This is a genomic window from Ideonella azotifigens, from assembly GCF_021043325.1.
In the GTDB taxonomy this organism is placed as follows: domain Bacteria; phylum Pseudomonadota; class Gammaproteobacteria; order Burkholderiales; family Burkholderiaceae_C; genus Ideonella; species Ideonella azotifigens.
Map to the genome: position 1 here is coordinate 88478 of NZ_JAJNKD010000020.1, position 23359 is coordinate 111836.

Here is a 23359-nt window from a genome sequence, read left to right on the forward strand (position 1 = left end):
CGCAAGCGGATCATGAAGCGCTGCGCACTGGCATCTCATCGCGACTGGCCGACGGGCAAGGTGCGTAGATTCCGTGGTCCGCACGAACTCCAGCAGCAGCAGGAGTTGGCAATTCTCACGCAAGCGACCTGCAGATGACCCTTCCAATCCTCGTTCGTGAGCAGGCCGATCTGAGACCTTGCGTCCATCCGGCATACGTTCGCATGCTTTGTGCTGCCCTGAGGGCGGAAGGCAAGGACGTGGACGCTTTGCTGTCTGCCGCGGGCATCAGTGGGCCAGTGCTCGCGCGTGCGGAGGAGATGCTGCCGCTGCGCATCGTTCGCAGCATCATCGTCGGCGCCCAACGTGCAGCGGGGCGGCCGACATTTGCCCTTGAGACCGGTGCGCAGGTGCAGATGGCGTCGCACGGCGCGATCGGGTATGCCCTCTCGACGAGCGCAAATTTGCGTCAGACCCTCGACGTGCTGGTTCGCTTCATGCCGTTTCGTTCCGGTGCTGTGCAACTTGTGCAGCAAGTCACAGCGGACGGGACGTGGCTGGTCTTCGAGCCCAGCATTTCACTCGGCGACGTGCGGGCGTTTGTGCTCGACCATGTGGCCGCGTCGTTCAGCTCTGTGATGGCCGCTGTGTCCGGGCAGAGGCAACGGGAGGCCGTTCTCGAGGTCCCATGGGCTGCGCCGGCGTGGCGGCGTGCCTACGACGCACTTGCAGGGAAGGTACGCTTTGGCACAGGACGCATGGCCTATTGGTTGCCCAACGCCTTGCTGGACGCCCCCTGTCCGACCGCGGCGCCTGCTGCGTTTGCATCTGCATGGCGCGAATGCGAACAGCAGGAGCGAATTGAGATAGCGCGATATACCGCCGTGGCCCGCGTCGAGAACCTGTTGCAACTGCTGGGCGCCGATGCGTGGTCGCTGGCTGAAGTGGCCGCCTCCCTCGGCGTTTCGCCTCGTACGCTGAATCGACGTCTCAAGGACGAGGGCACCAGCTTCCAGGCATTGCTCGACCGCGTGCGCAGATGCCAGGCCCTTTGGCATGTGCGACACACCGATGCCACGCTGGAACAGATTGCCAGAGAGCTCGGCTATCACGACGGCAACAACTTGAGTCGGGCCTTTCGACGCTGGTTCGGTGCAGTACCGGCGGCCATGCGCGAAGGACGGGCGCCCTGGCCGACCGACCTGTCCTCGGTAGCGGAGATCCACCGGCAGTCGACGCCGCCTCGCAGGCTGCGCGCCTAGTCTTTTCGCGCCAGCGCGCCGATCGGGCGCTCGGATGAGGCGGCCAGTCGCCGACGCGTCATTTCGCGCCAGCTCTGAAGCCAAACCGCTTTGTCTGCGGCTGTGCTCCCTCATGCCAATCGGATTCCTGGTCGATAGCGGGTGAGACCACCGCACTTCAATCGGCATGGCTGCAAATCGACTCCACCGTGTTCTCTAGAACGCAGAGAGCGATCCCGGCTCACGCACGGCCCCACACACGGTGACCTGAACCGATCAAGCTCGTCCAGCCATCCTCCCACGCTGTTGTCATCAAATTTGTTGGAATCTGAACATGTCGAAACTCACCATCTCCAAGCGGCTCGGATTGTTGATCGGCAGTGCGTTGCTCGGCATTGCGTTGCTCGTCGCGACATTCCTCTTCACCGAGCGCAGCCTGATCATGGAGGAACGCCAACTCGGCGTGAAGCAAGCCGTGGAGACCGCCTACGGGCTGCTCGCGCACTATCGGGACCAGGCGGCCAAAGGCGCGATGAGCGAGGCCGAGGCGAAGCGCCGAGTTGCCGAAGACATCAAGAGCCTGCGCTACAGCGGCAATCAGTACTTCTTCATCCAGGACACCCAGCTCCGGATGGTGATGCACCCCACCAATCCCTCGCTCGATGGAACCGATGTTTCGGGGCTCAAGGATCCGAACGGCAAGCTGCTCACGGTGGAGATGAACAAGATCGCGAAGGAGAAGGCCGAGGGCTTCGTCAGCTACATGTGGCCAAAGCCCGGCAGTGATGCCCCGATGCCCAAGGTCACTTACATCAAGGCCTTCACCCCGTGGAACTGGGTGATCGGATCCGGCGTTTACGTCGACAGCGTGGACTCGGTGGTCCAGCGGCGCATTGTTGGCGCACTGATGGGCGCGGCGTTGTTGGCGGCCGTGCTGATGGCGGTCAGCCTGGTCATCACCCGCAGCTTGCTGCGGCAGATGGGTGGCGAGCCGGACGATGCCGCCGGCGTCGCGCGGCGCATTGCGCAAGGTGACCTGACCGTCGACGTCAGCCTCAAGGCGGGCGATGGCGCCAGCCTCATGCACGCAATCAAGTCGATGCAGGACAGCCTGCGCAGCCTGGTTGGCAAGGTCCACGCGGGCTCCGAGGGCGTGGCCACCGCCAGTGCGGAGATTGCGCAGGGCAACCAAGATCTCTCCGCTCGTACCGAGCAGCAGGCGGCCGCACTGGAGGAGACTGCGGCGTCAATGGAGCAGCTCAGCGCCGCAGTGCAGCAGAACTCCGACAACGCGCGCCAGGCCAATCTGCTCGCACTGAATGCTTCCGAGACGGCCGCGCGCGGCGGCAGCGTCGTCGCGCAAGTGGTGGAGACGATGAATGGCATCAATGGAGCGAGCAGGCGCATCGTCGACATCATTGGTGTGATTGACTCCATCGCGTTCCAGACCAATATCCTGGCGCTGAACGCAGCGGTGGAGGCCGCGAGGGCGGGTGAGCAAGGTCGCGGATTTGCCGTCGTGGCTGCGGAGGTGCGCAGCCTTGCGGGCCGATCTGCCGAGGCCGCCCGCGAGATCAAGAGCCTGATCGGTGAGAGCGTCGGTCGCGTCGAGGAAGGCAACAAGCTCGTCGGCCAGGCGGGCAGCACCATGGCCGAACTCGTCACGAGCGTCCGGCGGGTCACGGACATCATGAGCGAGATCAGTGCCGCCAGTACGGAGCAGAGTGCGGGGGTCTTGCAGGTCAATCAAGCTGTGGTGCAAATGGATCTTGGTACCCAGCAGAACGCTGCGCTCGTAGAGGAGATGGCGGCAGCCGCGTGCAGCCTCAAAAGCCAGGCGGGACAACTTGTCGAAACAGTGGCGCAGTTCAAGCTGGAAATGACCGATCCTGCGTGAGGAGAACGGTGCCAGTGCTGAATGGGAATGCCAGGTGGCTGTCTCAGAGACAACTTGCCCGCAAACGAGACATCCGGCGGTGAGGCGAGACCGGAGGTCAGGCCAAAGCGGCACCGTCGATTCAGAATAGTCCTTTCCGCCGGAAGGGAGTGAGCATCGTGCATCATTGCTGCAATGCAACATAGGGGCACCGTGATGCGCATCCTGACCCGGGCCGAGGGCGACCGCTGGTCGTATGAAGTGCACATCAGCGAGGGGGACCCCTTGCGCAATTTCTTGCTGGCCTATCTGCAGCAAGAGGGAATGAGTTTCCAGTTCCTGGGGCCCGCTGGCGGGCCATTGCAGGTGGGGCCCCTGCATCCCGAACAGGCTGTCACCTTCGAAAGCCGCTGGCGGTCCTTCGTCGTCGCAGCCGTTTGATACGGCACCCGGTCTTGCTTTTCAGCCGATTTGACTTCCTCGCCGCAATGCACCCAGACGTGCGAGCAGTGCTTCGGGAAAGGTGACCTCAACCTGCGACTTGCCGGCATAGAAGGTTCCGTCGTTTCCATCGAGGGTGAGCAGGTCTCCCTCGTGCAGAATCTGGTCGCCGACCTTCGCCGTGCGCGCGGTCTCGTCGATCTGCAGTTCGCTGCAGCCGACCAGGCACACCTTGCCCAGTTGCCGGGCGACCACGGCCGCATGCGATGTGCGGGCGCCTCGTTGCGTGAGCAGGCCGGTGGCTGATTCGAGCGCCGCGATGTCGGCGGTGTCCGCGTCACGGCGCACCAGCACGACAGGGATGCCTGTTTCGTGACGGGCCAGGGCCCGCGCCGCATCCAGCGCGATCTCGCCGACCGCCACACCGCTGCTGGCGCTGGCGGCGTGCCCCAAAGGCCGCAAGGGGGTGCCGTCGCATGCCACCACGTGCGTTTGCGCCAGCGCCTGGCGATCCAGCCCTGCCGTGCGGGCGAGCGCCACATCGGGTTCGATCAGCCCCGTGTCGAGCAAGTCGAGTGCAATGCGCGCTGCGGCTTGTGGCGTTCGCTTGCCGGCGCGCGTCTGGAGCATGAAGAGGCGGCTGTCCTGCACGGTGAACTCGAAGTCCTGCATGTCGCCAAAGGCATGCTCAAGCTGTTGTGTCGCATCGTTGAGTGCCTGCCAGACCTCCGGCAGGACGGTTGCCAGCTCGTCGTGTCCGTGTGCGCTGCGGCGCCCTGACACCACGTCCTCCCCCTGCGCGTCGAACAGGAAGTCCACCCACAGGTTTGGTGCGCCACTGCCAGGGTCGCGCGTGAAGCCGACGCCTGCGCCCGACCGGCCACCGGCGTTGCCAAACACCATGCATTGAACCGTCACCGCGGTGCCGATGGCATCGTCGAGGTGATTCAGGCGCCGGTACGCCTGCGCTTTGGCGGACTGCCAGGAGCTGAACACCGCCTCGATGGCGCCAGCGAGTTGCGCCGTCGGCTGTTGAGGGAAGGGGTGTCCGGCATGCTCGGCATAGACCTGCAGAAAGCGCTGGGTCAGCCAGCGCAGATCTGCAAAGTCAAGCAAGCGTTCGTCCCGCCCTTGCAGCAGCGCCGCGGCGACTTCCTCGAAGCACAGTGCCGGCAGCCCCGCCACCACCTCGCCGTAGCTGGCGACGAGGCGGCGGTAGGCATCCCAAACCAGGCGGGGGTTGCCGGTCTGGCGCAACAGGCCTTCGACGGTATGGTCGCAAAGCCCGATGTTCAGCAGCGTTTCCATCATCCCTGGCATCGAGACCGGCGCGCCGGAGCGCACCGAAAGCAGCAGCGGCCGGCGGGCATCTCCCAGGGTCAGGCCGGTCGCCTGTTCGAGCGCCTGCAGCCCCGCTCGCCACACATCGGGGTGGGCGCTCATGGCGCGTGCTGCGGGGTCCACGCAGTAGTGGGTGCCGAGCACGAAGGCTGGGGGCACGGGCAGGGACAGGCCGGCCATGCGCAACAGGTTCCAGGCCTTGAAGCCCATGCGCTGTGCCGACCCCTGAGCCGTATGGGTGGTGTCGTGGCCGCATCCGATCAGGTAGACCTCGGGTGGAAGCACTGGCGACTGCTCTAGCGCAACCGTCGGCCTGCTTGAGGGCGCAACTTCCGGGCCCTTTGGGAAGGGATGGTCCAAGGCTTGGCGGTGCTTGCCGAGATGGACGGCTTGCGACTTCATTCGCGCACCCCGGCGGTGCCGAACACCAGGTCGCGCAGCGCGTAAGCGGCAACCAGCAATCGGTCGGATGCCAGTTCCAGCGTGCATGCCAGGTCGTTGGCCAGCATCAGCGAGGGTGCGTCCTGGATGGCCGCAAGCATCTCGCGCCGCGCGTCGCGCAGCAGCGCGTCACATGCCTGCTCGGCCTGCACGACCCGCCATGTCGCCCTGAGGAACGCGTCGTTGTCGGCCGCCTCGCTGCCGGCACCCAGCGTGCGTGCGATCGCGAGTGCCTTGACCTGATCTTGTGTCGCCTGCCGCACGCTGGTGGCCAGGCGCCCGAGCACCTTGCGAACCTCGTCGTTCCAGCCCTTGAGGTGGCCGTCGGCGATCAGGCTGATGAGGAAGGCCGCTTCTTCGAGTGCATCGGCCACGTCGTCGGACTGCGCCACCAGCAAGGCCACGGGCCGCCAGCGGGGCTGGCGTTCAGCCTTCTCTCGTGCCTGCATCACCAGCTCGTCTGCCCTGCGCTCCCATGTCTTGGCGCGCGCCGAGAGTTCGGCTGCCGCCTTGGCCGAACGCTCTGCGCCGTGCGCCAGCGCGTCGCCGATCGCTTGAGCCAGCGTCTCGCAGTAGGCGGCATGTTCGGCCAGCAGGTCGAATTCGCTGCTGCGCTGGCGCACATGCCGCGCCAGCAGCATGCGCGTCTCGTCGGCCACCAGCGCGACCGGTTGCCCACGGTGCAGCGCGTCGCACGCCAGCCGCATTACCGCGACCAGGAAGCTGTGCGCATCGGCTGCCCCAATGACTTCATCGAGCCGGTCGCCGATGCGGAATGCACCTTCGCCCACGGCCTGCATCGCGGCGAAAATCAGCCCTTCGCCACCCACCTGCAGCCAGGCGCGGTGGCCGACGTCGAGCCTGGCGGCGTCGGCCAGCACCGTGATCGCGGCTTGCTTGTCGACGAAGGCGCGCAGGCGCTTGCGCGCACGGTTCCAGTCGATCAGGAAGACGATGCGCGAGCCGATGCCCTCCAGCGCGGCCTCGACTGCCGCATCATCAGCGCAATCAAAGCTGGCCGTGCCCACGGTATAGGCCAGGCCCTGGTTCAGTTCGGCGTCGGTGCGAGACACCCGCTCCGACCATGCCGCCCCCAGCGGCGCCAGCATCGACTGGAAAAATTCGAAGCGCGCCGGGTGCAGGTCGGAATAGGTCAGGGTGATCACGCAGCCGGTCACCTGCAGTACCAGCACGTGCGCATCATTGGTGCCGATGTCGTTCTGGATCAGCAGGCGTTCGCCGTCTCGGGTGGCCACCGTGTCCAACCCCGGGTGGTCGAACTTCAATTCCGACGTGCGATTCAGGCCCCGCATGAAGGCAGCCACTCGCGGGCGATCTCCGGGCTGCAGCTCCCACGCGTTGGCACCGGCGATGACCTCGCTGGCCAGCTCGGCCGACAGTTTGTTGATCTGCTTGTGCAAATCCATCACCAGCAGGTGCAGGCTGTCCTGTTCACCCCGCAGGCCGCGGGTGAGAGCGTCGACCTGCGCGTCGGCGAGCCGGTCTGCGGGCAGGTCCCGGAGCCAGGCCAGCCAGTGCTCGACACGGACATGTGTCTGCTCGCCAGCGGGGACGCTCTCCAGCACCGGTCGGGCCATGGTCGTGAGGTCGTCTTCAAGGCCCTTGATCAGCCTTGGCAACTCCGGAAGTGCCAGCGAATCGTCAACCCGCGTCGCGACCGCAATGACTCCCATCAACCAACCGGCTTCCAACGTGGTCGCGGCGATTTCCTTTGTCAGGTCGGGCAGGTCGCGATTGGGGTGAGATGCATGTGCTGCAGCAGTCTGCAGCACCGTGAGGTAGACCTTGAGGCGGTCATTGGCGGCCAGCGCCGCCTTGACCCATGCCGGCAGCATCAGCCGTTGCTGTCCGAGAGCGGTCAGCGCTTGAGTCTTTTGCATGGGTTCGATTCATGAAGCCTGGGGTGGGGCCAGTCTTGGCTTGATGAATGACGCTTGCATGACAGGGCGGCGCAGCCTGCGCACCGGAGTTGACGCAGCGCAATCGCGCGGCCCGCACCGCCGCCTTTGACATGTCGATAGTCGATGGCGCATTGCGACCACTCCCGATCTTGATGCCGGGCAACTCGCCGAATTTGCTTGCGGACTACATTGGGTCCGTTCATTGAGATGCCTGATTGATCTGTCAAGATCTTTGTGCCGTGCCGCACGATTGCCGCAGGGCCTTGTGTGCCACTTTCATGAACCAATGTCGAGTCGAGGAGTCACCGTGCCCAACATGAATCTGCTGCAACCTGATCAGTCTCGGATCGTCGAGTCCTTGGCCTTGGAATGTCACATTTCGGTCACGGAGATGGCCAATCTCTACGAAGGGGCGCGAGCCGAACTTGCGCTGGGTGCTCGCATCACGAAGTACCTCCACATCTTCGCGATTCGCAACGTGCTGGAAACCTTTGATCGACGTCACCTGTTCGGGCCTGTCGGAGATTCCTAAAGACGGGCGGGGCTTGCTACTTGAGACCAATTCGAGTGCCGGGTTCAATGTCTCTGCGTTCATCTCCCCGACATGTTGTGCCGCCGATGCGCAGACACTTCTTGCTGGGTGCGTTGAGTTGTGGCGCGCTCTCGCCAGCGTTGGTCGCATGTTCAGACAGCGCGGGCGAGCAGGCTTACGCCCGCAGCTTGCGGCGACCGCTTGCCAGCAGCCCGGCTGACCATGCCTTCCTGATGCGCGAACTGGTGCGCTTCGCGTCGCTCGCACCATCCAGCCACAACACGCAATGCTGGAAATTCCGCGTGAACGAACGTTCCATCGTGATCGCGCCCGATCTGTCGCGACGTTGCCCGGCCGTCGACCCCGACGACCATCATCTCCACGTGTCTCTGGGCTGCGCTGTTGAAAACCTGACGCATGCAGCACTTGCCGCCGGGCTGCAGGCTGAGGTCCGCAAGGACCTGGCGAGTCCGGACGACATCGCCGTGAACCTTGAAGCCACGAAGCCCTCCATCACGCCGCTGTTCCGGGCCATCACCGAGCGGCAATGCACCCGTGGCGATTACGACGGCAAACCGATTTCAAACGACGATCTCCGGCGCTTGGAACGGGCAGGGACGGGCAACGGGGTGCGGGTGATGCTGTTGACAGAACGCCTCGCCATGGAAAATGTTCTGGCCTACGTGATCGAGGCGAACAGCGCGCAGATGGCCGACGCCGCCTTCGTTGCCGAACTGAAGTCCTGGATCCGCTTCAGTGCTTCCGAGGCGCAACGATCGGGCGATGGTCTTTTCTCCGGCACAACGGGCTCCCCGGTCTTGCCGCGCTGGCTGGCCAGTCCTCTGATGGGATTGTTTTTCACGCCGGAGTCCGAGAACGAGCGCTATGCGAGGCAGCTCCGGAATTCTGCAGGCCTGGCCGTGTTTGTTTCCGAGGCGAACGACAGGGTGCACTGGATCGAGGCAGGGCGCTGCTACGAGCGTTTCGCGCTTCAGGCCACCACGCTCGGCATCCGAAACGCTTTCGTGAATCAGCCAGTCGAGGTCAGCGCGCTCCGCCCTCAATTCGCTGCAGCGCTCGGCCTGGGCAGCCAGAGGCCGGATCTGGTGGTGCGCTTTGGCCGGGGCCCGGTGATGCCGCTTTCGATGCGCAGGCCGGTCGACGCCATTCTCGGGTGAATGCTGCCGCACGACGACTGCCAAACCTGACAAGGTGGAAAGCCACGCCGCGCAGAACGCCTTGCCGGCCGCGGTGTGGGTGTCATAGGCGGCAAGCACTGGGTCGTGGGTGCTCGAGGTGGTTTGCGCGCCCATGTCATGTTCCTTCGTGAACAAGGTGGCGGAGGCCATGCCTGCGAGGATGGCGGCGCCGATGGCGCAGACCGTTGCGTGCGATCAATGGCGCGTGCGTGAGCCGCGCGGACGCACTGATCTGCATCAACGCGACAGCATTGGCGGCGTCGGCGGTTCGTACAGGAGGTCGTGGCCACGCCGGGATCGGAATGCCGACAGCGCTGGCTGCCAGTGCGACGCGACCGTGGCGAGGTCGGTGCTGGCTGTCAGTTCCTGCAGCGTCGCGCTGGCACCGATGGTCGCCAAGGTGCTGTCGATGGCGAACTCGCGGGGCCACAGGCGGTGCAGCGTTCTCACCAGCAGTGCGCCGAGAAGGGGAGCATCAAGCGTGTCGCGATCGACCACACGGACCTCGACGCCGTGGCAGCGCTGCCCATCATAGGGGCCGGCATCGGGCGTGAAGTCGACGGACGTGAAGCGCAGGCCCGGCGGTGCGGCCTCGTTCAACGCATCGGCCAGCGTGCTGCCGACCACCCAGGGCGCCCCCAGCCACTCGAAGGGATGGCTCGTGCCGCGCCCGACGCTCAAGTTCGCGCCCTCGACCCAGGCGACACCCGGATAGAGCGCAGCTTGCGTGGGCGTCCTCAGGTTGGGTGAGGGCGGTACCCAGTCGAGCCCGGTCTGATCGAACCACATCGAGCGCTGGTATCCCTGCATGGTGATGACCTGCAGGTCGAGATCGAGCCCGCGGCGAGCACGAAGGTCGTCCCGGAACCACAGCGCCAGTTCGCCGACGGTCATGCCATGCTGCACGGGCAGTCCTTCCGGCCCGGTGAAAGATCCCCGGCCCGGGTCGAGCACCGGCCCTGCGACGCGATCAGCGCGGATCGGATCGGGCCGATCGAGCACGACGAACCGGATGCCCTGCTCGGCGGCGGCTTCCATCGCCTGCGCCATCGTCGAGGCATAGGTGAAGAAGCGCGCGCCGACGTCCTGCGCATCGAACACCAGGGTGTTGATGTCTTGCAGACTCGCGACACCGGGGCGGGTGGCCGCGCCGTAGAGGCTGATCAGCGGCAGTCCGCTGAAGGGTTCGGTGCCCGATGGGACCGCGCCCTCGACGTCACCGTAGAGGCCATGCTCCGGGCTGAAGAGCTTGACCAGCGTCACACCGGGCGCCCAGCGCAGCCGATCCAAGGTGCGCCAGCCGAGCGCATCGATCGCGGCGAGGTGGGTGATCAGGCCGATGCGGCGCCCTGTCAGCGCTGCATAGCGCTGCAAGCGCAAGACATCGATGCCGGTCGCAACGCGCAGGGTGGGCAGCGGGCTCGTCCGCGCCGCCGCTTCCAGCGGAGGCGCAAGGCTGGACACCAGGGCCAGTACCTGCCGTCGCAGCGGTTGGGCGTTGCCTTGACCGTCCGGGTGGACCCGGTTGCTCAGCAGGACCATGAAGCGGCCCTGGACGAGATCGATCCACAGGGCCGTGCCGGTGTAGCCGGTGTGCCCGAGCAGGCCCTTGGGTTCGAGGTCATCGCGATTGGCCACCAGCGGCGCCTGCAACTGCCAGCCGATGCCCCGCACGCCGTCCGGATCGTTCGGATCCCCCTCGGCCTGCTGAAGGGCTTTGATGGAGGACCGGTCGAGGAGGCGTTTGCCGCGCAGCAGGGCCTGTGCGAAGCGCGCGAGATCGTCGGCCGTGCCGAACAGACCGGCGTGCCCGGACACGCCGCCCATGCGCCTGGCAGTCGGGTCGTGCACCGTGCCGCGCAGGAGTTCGCCGCCCATGCGTTCCGTCGGCGCGATGCGTGCACGCAAGGCCCTGTCCGGCAGGAACCCCGTGTCGCGCATTCCGGCCGGACCCAGTACGTGGCGCTCCGCATAGACCTGCAGAGGCAGACCGGAGACGCGACGGACCAATTCGCCGAGTGCAATGAAGTTGATGTCGCTGTACACCGTGCGCTTGCCGAGTGCAGCGCCTGGAGATTCGCCCTCCACGCGCCGCATGGCGGCGGCGTAACCGTGCCAGTCTTCGCGCAAGTCCAGGTCGGGACGCAGCCCCGAGCGGTGCGTCAGCAACTGGCGCACCGTGATGGCTTGCTTGCCGTGTGAGGCAAAGGCAGGCCAGTAGCGGGCAGCCGGGACGTCGAGTTGCACCAGCCCGCGTTCGACCAGTTGCATCACCGCTGTGGTCGTGACGATCACCTTGGTCAGCGACGCGAGGTCGAAGACGGTGTCCGCAGTCATCGGTTCTCGCTGCGGATCGAGCGCACGCCAGCCCCAGGCGCGTCGCAGCCAGATGTACTCGGCATCGCCGAACACCAGCACGGCACCGGGCAACTGGCGGGCGGCGATCTGTGCGCGCACTGCAGCGTCAATCGGCGTCCAGTCCTGCCGGGACAGGTCGCCAGCGGCCGTCAAAACAGGCAGCGCGAGAAGCGCAATCACCGCCGCCCACCAGCGCAGCCGGCGATGCTTCATGGTGACGAGCCTTGCGTGTCGGCCTCCAACCCACCCTCGCCGTAGCGGTTGTTGGGGTTCCACAGCATCCAGCCGTCGGTGCCCACGTCGTCGGCGCCGTCGATCTGCGAGCGGATCTCGCGCTCGCCAAAAGCGCGCCGGTCGAAGGCGTAGTCGCGGAATGCCTGCAGCCACGGACGAAAACGCAGGCCGGGTAAGCCGGTCCGCACAATGGCGCGGCGCAGGCTGTTCTCCACGATTTCGTGGGGCGCCGCGACCGGGTCGCGGTACCCCGGGATGCCGAAGGAGAAGCCTGAGGGGTAGAGCATCGGCGAGAGATAGTCGACGTGCTTGACGATGGCCTCGAGTTGCTGGCCGATGTGGGTGTCGTTGCTGTTCCAGGCGACGTAGCCGAAGATGTCGGCCGCGACGAACACGTTGTAGCGTGCCAGGCGGTGCTGCGCCGCGTCGAGGAATCCATTGATCGCAGCGACGCGGCGGTCTTCGGTGTCGGGCTCGGAGAACACCAGCCCGGTGGCATCGGGAAAGCGCAGGTAGTCGAACTGGATCTCGTCGAAGCCGAGGGCCGCCGCTTCCTCGGCCAGCGCCAGATTGCGCTCCCAGGCCTCGCGGCAGAACGGGTCGATCCATGGCAGGCCTTCGCGGTCTTTCCACACGTTTCCGTGGGCATCGTGCACTGCCCACGCCGGATGGGCGGTCGCATAGGGCTCGTCTTTGAAGCTGACGATGCGGGCGATCAGGTAGAGGCCGCGCTGGTGCAATGTCCGCAGCAGCGTCGGCATGTCCGTCACGGTGACCAGCGTCTGCGTCAGCCCTGAAGCCGCCAGCGCCGCGCTGCGGTAGGGCACGAAGCCGCGGTCGCCCTTGACGTCGATCACCAAAGCGTTGAGCTCGGTTTCGTCGATCAGCTTGAGCGCGTCGCCGCGCAGCGTCGCGCTGCCGATGCCGTACACCGAGAGGTAGAGCGCCTTGGGTCGCAGCGGCGTCAGCGCAATGACGAGCGGCGCGGACGAAGCGACGATGCCCTGGAATCTGGCATAGCCGATGGCACGCGCGGTGACGGACGCGCCGTCGGTGGCGCCATCGACCTCGAACCTGCCCAGGCTGTCGCTGGCATGGACTTCGCCGGCCACGACAACCGTCGCGAGCGCGACAGGTCGACCCGACACTGCGTCCCGGACCTCGCCTCCGAGTGCGCAAGCCTGCGCAGCCGCGACGCACATCGCGAGCCCGATCCAAGCGGGCGCCAGGCGCCTCACGATGCCATCCCGTTCGCGAATGCAGCTTCGAGGCGGGCCGCGAGCTGGCTTGCATCCACGCTGTCGACGATCAGATGGCGTGGCACCGCGTACAGTGGATCGGCGGGCCCGGCCGAACGGTTGCCAAGCGAGAACGCTGACCGGTAGCCGGCCTCGGCGGCCTGGGCCGCCAGACCTTCGTCACTCAGGCCGAAGGGCCAGGCCAGCAAGGTGACGGGGTGTGCCAGCTTCTGCTCCAACGTGTCGCGCGAGCGGGTCAACTGGTCGGCTACAAACCTGCGGAAGGCTTGGGGCGCCATGCGACCGCGCTCGCGAACCAGGTTCGGATGCCACAAGGTGTGCGATTGAACGGAGACGAGCGGGTCGGCAGCCAGCTCGCGGAGCTGCGGCCAGGTCATTGCATAGCTGGCATTCGAGATCGCGGAAGGGTAGACGAACAGCGTGACGGGCCAGCTGCGTTCCCGCAGGGCCGGCGCCATCGCCTCGAATTGCGATCGGTGCCCGTCGTCGGCAGTCAGCACGACGGCGCGCGCCGGCAACGGGGCCGCATCGCCGCTGGCCAGCGCGAGCCGCCAGGCGACCCAATCAGACAGCGGGATGACGTGGCAATTCCGGCTCTCCAGCATGCGCAGCTGCGACTCGAAGTTTGCGATCCGCAGCGTCATGCTGTCGGCCATGGTCTCTGCGAAGCGGTGAAACACGAGGATCGGAACCCGCTGTGTCTTTGCGGGTGCGGCGGCCGCCGCTCGACCGACCAGCGGTGAACCGACGAGCGTGCACGTGAGCGCGCGACGTGTGCGGTCGATGGCACGGCCAGCCTTCGATGTGGCTTGGTTCTCAGGCGCTCGTGCTGGAGTGATCATGGGCGCAGCTTGCAGCCACCCAGGCCGTGCGACCTTGATCGCCCGCAATGCAGATCGCGAAGCCACGCCGGCTGAGCGGCAGCCTCGGCTGCGCGCTTGTGGGAACAGGTGCCGATGTTGGCCTGCTGGCTGGCGAACCAGAACGCAGCCCCCGGCGATCAGCCGCAAGGGCTTTCGATCAGCAGCTTGGCCGCGCGACCTTTGTACGCGCATGCCCGCCCTCGGGGGGGCGCGACTATGCTTGCACCATGAATAGTCGAATCGCCGAGATATTGGCCCAGATGGCGGGCCTCGAGGAAGAACTGCGCACGGCCGTGCACGAGCAGGAAAGTCGCATGTTCTTCCGGATCAACGGCAAGCGGGTGGAGTTCGAGAGTTCGGTGAAGGTGGCACACCGCAAGCTCAAGACCGGCTTTTTTCGCTGGCTGGTGACCAACCGCCCGCAGAACCTGATCACCGGCCCGATCATCTACGGCATGGCGATACCGCTGCTGATGCTGGATCTGTTCGTGAGCTTCTATCAGTGGGCGTGCTTCCCGATCTACGGCATCGCCAAGGTGCGGCGCAGCGACTACCTCGTGTACGACAGGCGCCACCTCGGCTACCTGAACTTCATCGAGAAGTTTCACTGCACTTACTGCGAGTATGCAAACGGGCTGGTTGCCTACCTGCGCGAGATCGTCGCCCGCACCGAGCAGTACTTCTGCCCCATCAAGCATGCGCACAAGATCCTGGGAACTCACGCGCGCTACAACCGCTTCCTCGCTTATGGAGAAGCGGAGCATTACGAAGCCAAGCTCGAGGAGTTCCGAGTCGCCCTCGGCAAGGTCAAGTAGCCGCTCGTGAATCCTTTCAGCAACAGGCCGTCCACGGCCACACCGGCAAACACTCCTTTGATCTTCGAATACAGGACCAGGTCGATGCCGGCTGCCGCCAGCCTTCCACCTTTCGTACCAAGCGCGACGGTGGCATCCACTCCCAGCTTGGCGCTGGTCTTGTAAGCCGAGTTCAAGGCCTTTTCAGACTGCAGAACCGTTCTCGGTTCGGGACGCTGCGCCGGCGGCCCCCACGGTGGCGGCCAGCGAAGACTCAGGGCAACAGGACGGCAGCGCCTTGCAGCCGGCCGGCGCGCAGATCGGCAAGAGCTTCGTTGGCCTGCGCCAGAGGGTAGACGGTGGTTTGGACCTGGGGTGGATGCGCCGTTGCAAAACGAAGGTACTCATGGGCATCGGCGCGGGTCAGGTTGGCCACCGACACCAGCTGGCGCTCCTCCCAAAGCAGCCGATAGCGGAATGAGGGGATGTCGCTCATGTGGATCCCGCCGCAGACCACCCGGCCGCCTTTGCGCACGGCCGCCAGCGCCTGCGGCACCAACTCGCCTGCCGGCGCGAAGATCAGCGCCGCGTCCAGTGGCGTCGGCGGGGGCTGGTCGGCCGGGCCAGCCCAGCTTGCGCCCAGCGACAACGCGAATCGCTGCGTCGCGGCATCCCCCGGCCGCGTGAATGCGAGCACTTCCTTGCCCTGCGCCAGCGCGGCCTGCGTGACCAGATGCGCCGCGGCACCGAAGCCATAGATGCCGATGCGAGCTGCATCGTCACCGGCCTTGCGCAACGTGCGCCAACCGATCAGGCCAGCGCACAGCAAGGGGGCCATTTGCGCTGGCGCCATCGGCAGGCTCAAGGGCAGGCAGAACGCAGCCTCGGCGAGCACATGGGTGGCGAAGCCGCCATCGCGGCCGTGGCCGGTGAATAGCGGTGCATCGCAAAGGTTCTCGCTGCCGCGGGCGCAATAGGCACAGCAGCCGCAAGCGTGGCCCAGCCAGGGCACGCCCACGCGTTGCCCAAGCAGCGACAGCGCTACCCCGCTGCCAACGCGCTCGACGATGCCGACGATCTCGTGGCCGGGAACGACAGGCCAATGCGGCACCGGCAACTCGCCGTCGACGATGTGCAAGTCTGTTCGGCAGACCGCGCAGGCCTCGACCCGCAGGCGCAACTCACCAGGCCCCGGTTCGGGATCGACCCTTTGCACCAGCCGCAGCGGCTGACCAGGCCCGTGGAGCACCATGGCTTGCATGTGTGGCCCTAGCGGGTCAGGATTGCACCGGCTGCTTCGCCAGACGGTTGCAATGGCCCCAGCGGGTTGACCCGCAGTTCCGAGCGAGCCACGCGAGGCTCGCCGCCGAAGTTGGAGAACAGGACCACACCGCTCCGAATGACCAGCAGCGCACGCAAATGCCAGCCGCTCACTTCTGTCAGGCGCCTGAAGTTCAGGAAATCGCGCCAGAAATCGCCCACGCGCTGGCGCTGCTGCACACCGATCTCGAACTCGTAGGCGCGGCACGCCATCTGTGCCTGGATGCAGGCGCGGATGCCGGGATCGAGTTCATCGAGCGCGATGTTCGGATGGGGGGCCAGCCGCGCCACCAACTCGGGATACGGGATCACGTTCACATTCGCACTGTCCGCGATGTCGAAGCCGAGTGCTTTCAAGTCATTCACCGTGGTCTTGAACGGCACCACGGCTTGCAGCGCCTGACCCGCCGCCTCGTAACTTTCGAACGAAGTGGCGGTGCGCTGCGTCTCGCTGGGCAGGAGGTGGCCGCAGGCAGCCAGAAGAAGCGGCAGCGCGGACGCCAGCATGGCCCGCGCGGCACTGCGAATCCCGACCGTCCCGTCCATTCAGAAGACCTTTCCATTGCAAACTGGAGCCACACGGCTGTGGCTGGCTCCCAGCATGGCGCGCGACGCACCAGGCGGTGTTGAGATCGCTCAAATGACGCTTGATGCGAAGCCGCCTGGCTTCTTCCGCCGGCCATTGCGGCACATCAACCGCGCAGGCCAAGGCACATGCATGATGGTCTGCCTCTCTTTTACGCCGAGCCTGCCATGAGCATTCGCCACCTGGACTCGATGTTCGCGCCTCGCTCGGTTGCCGTGTTTGGCGCCAGTGACCGGCCTGCCAGCGTGGGCGCCACGGTCTGGCGCAACCTGCGCCAGGGCGGATTCGGCGGCGCCCGCTGGGCGGTCAACCCCAAGCACGGCCAGATCGCTGGCGAAGAAGCCTATGCGGATGTGGCCAGCCTGCCCGAGGCCCCGGAACTCGCGGTGATCTGCACGCCCGCCGCGACGGTGGCCAGGCTGATCGAGGACCTGGGTGCTCGCGGCACGCGTGCCGCTGTCGTGCTCAGCGCGGGGATGGACGAAGCCATGCGCCGGGCCATGCTGGAGGCCGCCGGCCGACACATGCTGCGCATCATCGGCCCGAATGGCCTGGGCCTGCTGTCGCCGCATGCACATCTGAATGCCAGCCTCGCGCACACCTGCGCCCAGCCCGGCGACTTGGCCTTGGTCTCGCAATCCGGGTCCCTGATGTCCGCGGTGCTGGACTGGGCGAATGGCCGTGGCATCGGGTTTTCGCATTGCATCTCGCTGGGCGAGCATGTGGACGTGGACCTTGGCGACCTGCTCGACTGGCTGGCCAGCGACGCCAGGACGCGTGCGATCCTGCTGTATGTCGAATCCATCACTTCGGCCCGCAAGTTCATGTCCGCAGCACGTGCCGCGGCGCGCAACAAGCCGGTGCTGGTGGTGAAGGCCGGCCGTTCGCATGACCAGGCGGCGGCGTTGTCGCACACCGGGGCGCTCGCTGGCTCGGACCTGGTGTACGACGCGGCCATCCGGCGAGCCGGCATGCTGCGTGTCGACACCCTGGAGGAGTTTTTCACTGCCGTTGAAACACTTGCCCATTTTCACGGCCAGCCCATCGATCAGGCGGCACCCTGGCCGGCGCAATTGACGCTGCTGAGCAATGGCGCTGGCGCCGGCGTGCTGGCGGCCGACGCAGCTGCGCTGGCCGGCGTCGCGCTGGCTCCGTTGAGCGAAGCCACGCTGCGGGCGCTGAACGTGGCATTGCCCGCCAACTGGCGCCACGGCAATCCGGTCGACATCATGGGCGATGCGCCTGTGGCGCGCTATGTTCTGGCGCTGAAGACCTTGCTTGGCGACCCTGCCAACGGCAGCGTGCTGCTGATGCATGCCCCGACCGCGATCGTGCCCAGTGGCGAGATCGCCGCGGCGCTGGCGCCACTCGGCAAGCTTGCCCCGGGCCGCCTGCTCGGCTGCTGGCTGGGTGACGCGGCGGTGCAGGGCGCGCGGAACACCTTTCGCGCGGCCGGCATCCCCTGTTACGACCAGCCCGAGGAAGCGGTGCGGGCGTTTTCAATGCTGCAAACCTACCGCTACAACCAGCAGGAACTGCTTCAGACACCGGCAGTGCAAGCTGCCCGCCCCGCGCATGACTGGACACTGTCACGGGCCTTGATCGACGCGGTGCTGTCCCAGGGGCGGGAGATGCTGAGCGAGCCGGAGGCCGGGCAACTGCTGGCCGGCGCGGGCGTGCCAGTCGTCGAAACAAGGGTCGTGGCGCCCCAGGCCGATGCCGCGGTGGAGGCGGCACGCCTGATCGGCTACCCGGTGGTGCTGAAAGTGCTCTCGCCGCAGGTCTCGCACAAGCGTGACGTGGGCGGCGTTGCACTCGGGCTGGCCAGCGATGAAGCGGTGCGCGAAGCTGCCGGCGGCATGCTGCGCCGCGTGGCCGAGCTGTTGCCCATGGCCGGGGTCACGGGCTTCACGGTGCAGCCCATGGTTCAGAGGCCGCACGCGCTGGCGCTGGTCCTGGGCACCCGCGTGGACCCGGTGTTCGGTCCCGTCGTCCTGTTCGGGCAAGGGGGCTCCGCGGTGGAAGTGTTGGCCGACCGGGCCATTGCACTGCCACCGCTGAACGGGCCGCTGGCCCTGGCGCTGATTGGCCGCACCCGGGTGGCTCGCCTGCTGGCGGGCTGGCGCGACGTGCCTGCCGCCAAGCTCGACGCCGTGGTGGCGGCGCTGGAAGCCATCTCGGACCTGCTGGCCGCAGAGCCTCGCATTGCCGAGATCGACATCAACCCGCTGCTGGCCGACGCGCAGGGCGTGCTGGCGCTGGACGCGCGGGTCCGGGTCAGCGCGGCGGCGCCAGGTGGCACAGCGCACTTCGCGATCCTGCCTTACCCCAGCGAGCTGGTCGAAACCTTTGAATGGCAAGGCCGGCAACTCACCCTGCGGCCGGTGCGGCCAGAAGACGAGGCCCAGCATCGCGCGTTCCTGGAGCGGCTGGACCCGGAAGACGTGCGGCTGCGCGTCTTCTACAGCCGCCGCAGCATCGAGCACAGCGAACTCGCCCGCCTGACGCAGATCGACTATGGGCGGGAAATGGCCTTCATCGCGACCGGCCCGGCCGCGGCTGGCGGTGACGAGACGCTGGGTGTCGTCCGCGCGGTGTGCGACCCCGACAACCTGCAGGCCGAGTTCGGCATCATCGTGCGTTCGGACCTTCAGGGCAGTGGACTGGGCAGGCGGCTGATGCACAAGCTGATCAGCTACTTGCGCGCTCGCAGTGTCCAGCGCCTGGTGGCCACGGTGCTGGTCGACAACCAGCGCATGTTGCAGCTGGCCCGGGAGTTGGGGTTTTCCGTAGAAGCACCTGATGCGGGCGTTCGGCGCATTTCACTCGAACTGAACTGAGGCCGACAAGGGAGGCGGAAGAGGTCGCGCCTCACAGCATCACGACGCGGCGCAACTTGCCGCTGCCACGCTGCCTGAGGGGCGGCTGTTCGCCGTGAACGATGCGCTGATGCCCGACGCCCTGGCTTGCGAAGAAGGCTTTCAGCACACGGCTGCAGCGGTCGAATGAATTGCTGGGATCGTTGTCGCCGTTTTCGGCGGTCAGCCGCAATTCCATCGCGCCATCCTGGTGGTACAGCAGCTGGAACTGCGTGACGCCGGCCTCCTCCTCCATCACCGTTTCCAGCACCAGCGGCAGCAGGGTGACGGTGCCGCCTTGCCTGGCGGGCAGCACCAGCACATCGTCGGAACGGCCCTGCACCTCGATCACCGGGAAGGCGCAGCCGCAGGGACAGGGTTCGGGAACAAACCGGATGCGGTCGGTCAGTTCGTAGCGCAGCAGCGGCTGCACCTGGTTGGCCAGGTTGGTCAGCAGCGTGCTGTGCGAAAACTCGCCGACGGGCACCGCTCGCCCCTGGGCGTCGATCCCCTCCAGGATCACCCAGTCGTCGTTCAGGTGCAGACGGCCTTGGGCGCACTCGAAGGCCATCGAATAGAACTCCGATGCGCCGTAGCTGTTGCGCAGCTTGCAGCCGTAGGCCGTGGTCAGCAGCTCACGCTGCGTGCTGCTCAGCTGTTCACCGCCCAGCCAGAGCTCTTCAAGCCGCAGCCCCGGCGTGCCTTCGCGCTGCCAGGCGGCCAGGGCTGTGGCACAGCTCGGGTAGGTGATCAGCACGTCCGGTTGCAGCCGCTGCAGGCGCTCAGCGATCTGTTGCAGAGGCTCCAGCACCGAGATCAGGTGAATTTCCGGCGCCCATGGCGCAGGCACCAGGCGCCGCAGCCGTTCCATGCTCACATGGCCTGCGTAGTGCCCCCCGATCGCGCCGACAAAGGCGAAGCGCCGGCCCAGGCCCCAGGTGCCCAGCCCTGGTTGCGACAGGCTCGCGCCGCGCAGGCGCAAGGCGTCGATGGCGTCGAACGCGGCCAGGCTGGCAGCGTCCTGGATGAAGATGCCGGGATGGCCGCTGGTGCCGGAGCTGGTCCACACCATGTAGTGCGCCAGCCAGGGGTCGGCACAGCCGTCTGCCGATGCGACTGCCGCCTCGGCTCCGCTGAGCGTGATGCGCCGGTCGGTGGCCCAGTTGTCGAAGTGCTGCATCAGCAGCTGCTTGCTGATCGGATCGACATCGGCGAGCGCCTTTGCGCCATGCGCACGCGCGGCATACAGCGGGGACTCGCGTGTCGCGAAGGCCAGCAGGTGGCGCAGCCGCTGATCGCGCATCTGGCGGCCCGCGCCCAGCGGGTCCAGGGTTGCCAGCCACGTCTGCTGGCAAGCCTGAAACCAGAGCCAGGGATCGAACGGCGGCAAGAGGGGGGCGGTCATCGGGTGCTCGGCGTGAACCGATCCTGTTTTCGCGATGTTGGCCCTGGCGATGTTGCTGGCGTTGAGGGGGATCAACGCACGCCTCGCCGAGTGGGCGAGGATGGGCTTTTCCTGATGACGTCCAAGGAGAACGACATGGCAAGGAGTGCAACGATGAGCGCCAACCGAAAGACCGGCGCTGAAGAGGCACCAAGCAGCGGTGAGCCGCACGCTGGCATCAGCGCAGCCCGCGTGATCCTCGGCAGCTCGATGGCCCTCGCGCAGAATCTTGTCGACTGCGCAGCACAACTGCAGCAGCAGCAGGCAAAGTCCATTGACGCCTTTTCCGTCGCGCTGGACTCGGCGCTGCGCGATGCAGAACACGCGGGTGACCTGCCGGCACTGATGGCGATTGCGGCCAAGCTGGTCAACGGGCAGCTGGCCCTGCTGATGCAGCAGATGGGTGAAGGCGTATCGGGCTGGATGGAAGGCGAAATGCAACTCGCCCGCCGCCTGAACAGCAATGCCTTTGCATTGGCGCAGCAACTGCGTTCGGAGCGGGCGGAACCGCCCGTGGCCAATGGCCTGGACACCTCCTCGCTGGCCCAGCTCGGGCGATTCCAGGACCAATGGCTGGCGACCACCCAGCGTTGGGCGGATGCGGCGGGTGCCGCGATGCCACATTGAGCTTGGGGCAGCGCCTCAGCGCGTGTACATCGCGTCGATTTCCGCTTTGTAGCGGGCCACCAGGTTCTGGCGTTTGACCTTGAGGGTCGGCGTCAGCAGGGTGTTCTCTACCGTCCAGGGCGCCAGCGTCAACAGCACCGCGCGGGGCTGTGCGTAACGCGGAAAGGCGGAGGTACGGGCGGTGATTTTTTCGAGCGCGGCCCGGCGTGCGCCCGCATCCCGCAGGCTGGCAGGAGCGGATGGGTCCAGCCGCAGGCTGCCGGCCAGGCGCACCCAGGCATCGCGGTTCAGCACCACGACGCACGCAATGAAGGGCCGCTCATCACCCATGGCGCAGGCCTGTTCGAACAAGGGGTCGGCCGTGATCGCCAATTCGAGGTCGACAGGGGCGATCTTCTCGCCGGTGGAGGTGACGATGATCTCCTTGACCCGGCCGAGGATGCGCAGGCGCCCGTGTTCGATGACCGCCTGGTCGCCGGTCCGAAGCCAGCCGTCCAGGAATGCGTTGTGCGTGTCCGTCTCGCGCTTCCAGTAGCCCCGCATCACGCTCGGGCCCCGCACCAGCAGCTCGCTGCGCTCTGCGATGCGCAATTCCACGCCCGGCAACGCGCGGCCGACGGTTGCCGGGTCGTTGTCGTCGGGGGCGTTGACGGCAACCACCGGCGAGGTCTCGGTCATGCCATAGCCCTGCAGGACTGGCAGCCCCAGTCCCAGGAAGCAGCGTGAGATCACCGGCGGCAGTGGTGCGCCGCCACTCACTGCGACCCGCAACCGCCCGCCGAACGCAGCGCGCACCGGGCGCGCCACGCGGGGCTCGAGCAGTTGCCACGCCAGCGAGTCCCACAGCGGCCAGCCGTGGCGCTCCTCCGGCAGCGCTTGCTCGCGGCGAAAGCGCCGCCAGCCCACCTCGATGGCCCACATGAACAGCCACAAGCGCCATTCCGAGCCGGCCAGCGCTTGGCGCAGCTTGGCGTAGACCCGCTCGTAGATTCGCGGCACCGAGATCAGGATGGTAGGGCTCACGATGAGCAGATCGTCCGCCAGCAGCGCAATGGACCTGGCATAGGCCACGCAGCAGCCGGCAGCGATCGGCAGGTAGTAGCCAGCGGTGCGTTCGAAGGTGTGGGACAGCGGCAGGAAGGAAAGGAAAACGTCGTCTGTCCGGGGCGCGACGCGCACCAGCGCCGCCTTGACATTCGAGACCACATTGGCATGCGTCAGCATCACGCCCTTGGGCTTTCCGGTGGTGCCCGAGGTGTAGACCAGGGCCGCCAGTTCGTCCTCCTCTGGCGCCAGTGGCGGGAGAGGTGGCGCAGTCTCCGCGCGGGCGGCCAGCCAGGCGGTCACCGAACAGATGCGTGGGCCGCCGGCTGGCGCGTCCACGGCGCTGTCCATCTCTTCGAGCACCACCACATTGCGCAGCATCGGCAGCGCTCGCTGCAAGGCAGCGATGGCTTGCCATTGGCCCAGCGATGCGACGACCAGCAGCGCCGCATCGCTGTCCGCGAGGATGTAGGCGATGCTCTCCGGGTTGTCCAGCGCATGCAGCGGCACCGGCACGCAGGCCAGTGCCAGCGCCGCCTGGTCGATGCAGACGGCCGCCAGTCCGTTGGGCAGCAGGATCGCGACGCGGCTTCCGCGTTCCAGCCCGGTTCTGGCCAGTGCGGCGCGCCAGCTGGCAATGCGCAGTGCCGCTTCGCGCCAGGAGAAGCTCGCCCACTGCCCGGTGCCTGCGTTGAACTCCCGGTAGGCTTCCAGCTCGGGCGTGCTGCCAACCCGCCAGTCCAAAAGCTGAGGCAGGGTTCGCACCTGCGCTGGCACGGCGTCACTGCGCGCGGCTTTGTGCGCAGTTTCGAACGTGGCCCCCACGGCGCGGGCCGCCGCGCCACCTGTCATGTCGTCCATTGCATTCACATTGCCTCAGCTGCCCAACCTGGATCTCGTGCATTGCCGTTTTGTGATCCATGGGCGCATGACCCTTGAGATCCGGCCGATCAGTACACACCGACTGGCCGACGGTCATCTTGCGCGCAATCAAGGTCAG

At 66.5% G+C, this 23359-nt stretch carries 18 protein-coding genes; 8 read left to right on the forward strand and 10 right to left on the reverse strand.

Annotated elements, in window-relative coordinates; all coding sequences use genetic code 11:
* Positions 1-239: 239 nt before the first annotated feature.
* The 3 genes from LRH25_RS28195 to LRH25_RS28205 all read left to right on the forward strand — a co-directional run bounded on the left by LRH25_RS28195 (position 240) and on the right by LRH25_RS28205 (position 3537).
* The gene (locus LRH25_RS28195) at positions 240-1241 is read left to right on the forward strand and encodes an AraC family transcriptional regulator (protein ID WP_170200707.1); all 1002 of its coding nucleotides are present in this window, start codon (positions 240-242) and stop codon (positions 1239-1241) included.
* 313 nt (positions 1242-1554) lie between these two features.
* Positions 1555-3117 (forward strand): methyl-accepting chemotaxis protein, encoded by a 1563-nt coding sequence (locus LRH25_RS28200; protein WP_141284640.1) that lies wholly within the window; start codon positions 1555-1557, stop codon positions 3115-3117.
* A gap of 195 nt (positions 3118-3312) precedes the next feature.
* On the forward strand, positions 3313-3537 hold the full coding sequence (locus tag LRH25_RS28205; RefSeq protein WP_141284642.1) for a hypothetical protein: 225 nt from the start codon (positions 3313-3315) through the stop codon (positions 3535-3537).
* Positions 3538-3558: 21 nt separating this feature from the next.
* Here the strand turns inward: LRH25_RS28205 and LRH25_RS28210 are convergent, their stop codons facing one another.
* On the reverse strand, positions 3559-5280 hold the full coding sequence (locus LRH25_RS28210; protein WP_141284644.1) for a PEP/pyruvate-binding domain-containing protein: 1722 nt from the start codon (positions 5278-5280) through the stop codon (positions 3559-3561).
* Complete coding sequence (locus LRH25_RS28215) at positions 5277-7220, reverse strand: phosphate transport regulator (protein WP_141284646.1); 1944 nt, start codon at positions 7218-7220, stop codon at positions 5277-5279. The genes LRH25_RS28210 and LRH25_RS28215 overlap by 4 nt, the downstream gene beginning before the upstream one ends.
* A gap of 337 nt (positions 7221-7557) precedes the next feature.
* Here LRH25_RS28215 and LRH25_RS28220 point away from each other — a divergent pair, with 337 nt between their 5' ends.
* Together LRH25_RS28220 and LRH25_RS28225 are read left to right on the forward strand one after the other, a co-directional pair.
* Complete coding sequence (locus tag LRH25_RS28220) at positions 7558-7773, forward strand: DUF3562 domain-containing protein (protein WP_231012976.1); 216 nt, start codon at positions 7558-7560, stop codon at positions 7771-7773.
* 233 nt (positions 7774-8006) lie between these two features.
* Positions 8007-8951 carry an Acg family FMN-binding oxidoreductase gene (locus LRH25_RS28225; protein ID WP_231012963.1) on the forward strand — a complete coding sequence of 315 codons (945 nt, stop codon included), beginning with the start codon at positions 8007-8009 and terminating at the stop codon, positions 8949-8951.
* A gap of 258 nt (positions 8952-9209) precedes the next feature.
* Here the strand turns inward: LRH25_RS28225 and LRH25_RS28230 are convergent, their stop codons facing one another.
* The 3 genes from LRH25_RS28230 to LRH25_RS28240 form a co-directional block, all read right to left on the reverse strand.
* On the reverse strand, positions 9210-11543 hold the full coding sequence (locus tag LRH25_RS28230) for a serine hydrolase (RefSeq protein WP_211361276.1): 2334 nt from the start codon (positions 11541-11543) through the stop codon (positions 9210-9212).
* Positions 11540-12676: a putative glycoside hydrolase gene (locus LRH25_RS28235; RefSeq protein ID WP_231012964.1), complete on the reverse strand. Its 1137-nt coding sequence runs from the start codon at positions 12674-12676 to the stop codon at positions 11540-11542. The genes LRH25_RS28230 and LRH25_RS28235 overlap by 4 nt, the downstream gene beginning before the upstream one ends.
* A 122-nt stretch (positions 12677-12798) precedes the next feature.
* A complete protein-coding gene (locus tag LRH25_RS28240; protein ID WP_141284654.1) occupies positions 12799-13665 on the reverse strand; it encodes a polysaccharide deacetylase family protein in 867 nt (288 codons plus the stop codon).
* A 47-nt stretch (positions 13666-13712) separates the two neighbouring features.
* Between LRH25_RS28240 and LRH25_RS28245 the strand changes: the two genes are divergently transcribed.
* The gene (locus LRH25_RS28245) at positions 13713-14501 is read left to right on the forward strand and encodes a hypothetical protein (protein ID WP_231012965.1); all 789 of its coding nucleotides are present in this window, start codon (positions 13713-13715) and stop codon (positions 14499-14501) included.
* Here the strand turns inward: LRH25_RS28245 and LRH25_RS33320 are convergent.
* The 3 genes from LRH25_RS33320 to LRH25_RS28255 are packed head-to-tail and all read right to left on the reverse strand — an operon-like array spanning position 14450 to position 16346.
* Positions 14450-14758 carry a YSC84-related protein gene (locus LRH25_RS33320; RefSeq protein ID WP_141284660.1) on the reverse strand — a complete coding sequence of 103 codons (309 nt, stop codon included), beginning with the start codon at positions 14756-14758 and terminating at the stop codon, positions 14450-14452. The genes LRH25_RS28245 and LRH25_RS33320 overlap by 52 nt on opposite strands.
* A complete protein-coding gene (locus LRH25_RS28250) occupies positions 14755-15741 on the reverse strand; it encodes a zinc-dependent alcohol dehydrogenase family protein (protein ID WP_231012966.1) in 987 nt (328 codons plus the stop codon). Before LRH25_RS28250 ends, LRH25_RS33320 begins: the two co-directional genes overlap by 4 nt.
* Before the next feature lie 8 nt (positions 15742-15749).
* Positions 15750-16346 (reverse strand): hypothetical protein, encoded by a 597-nt coding sequence (locus LRH25_RS28255; protein ID WP_141291035.1) that lies wholly within the window; start codon positions 16344-16346, stop codon positions 15750-15752.
* 207 nt (positions 16347-16553) lie between these two features.
* Here LRH25_RS28255 and LRH25_RS28260 point away from each other — a divergent pair, with 207 nt between their 5' ends.
* Positions 16554-19226, forward strand: a complete 2673-nt coding sequence (locus LRH25_RS28260) for a bifunctional acetate--CoA ligase family protein/GNAT family N-acetyltransferase (protein ID WP_231012967.1) — start codon at positions 16554-16556, stop codon at positions 19224-19226.
* Between the two features lie 31 nt (positions 19227-19257).
* Here the strand turns inward: LRH25_RS28260 and LRH25_RS28265 are convergent, their stop codons facing one another.
* Positions 19258-20649 (reverse strand): phenylacetate--CoA ligase family protein, encoded by a 1392-nt coding sequence (locus LRH25_RS28265; RefSeq protein ID WP_141285544.1) that lies wholly within the window; start codon positions 20647-20649, stop codon positions 19258-19260.
* Positions 20650-20802: 153 nt separating this feature from the next.
* On the opposite strand from LRH25_RS28265, the gene LRH25_RS28270 reads away from it, so the two are divergent.
* On the forward strand, positions 20803-21315 hold the full coding sequence (locus tag LRH25_RS28270; protein ID WP_141285546.1) for a hypothetical protein: 513 nt from the start codon (positions 20803-20805) through the stop codon (positions 21313-21315).
* Positions 21316-21330: 15 nt separating this feature from the next.
* Here LRH25_RS28270 and LRH25_RS28275 read toward each other — a convergent pair whose 3' ends face one another.
* Positions 21331-23220: an AMP-dependent synthetase/ligase gene (locus LRH25_RS28275; RefSeq protein WP_231012968.1), complete on the reverse strand. Its 1890-nt coding sequence runs from the start codon at positions 23218-23220 to the stop codon at positions 21331-21333.
* Positions 23221-23359: the final 139 nt, after the last annotated feature.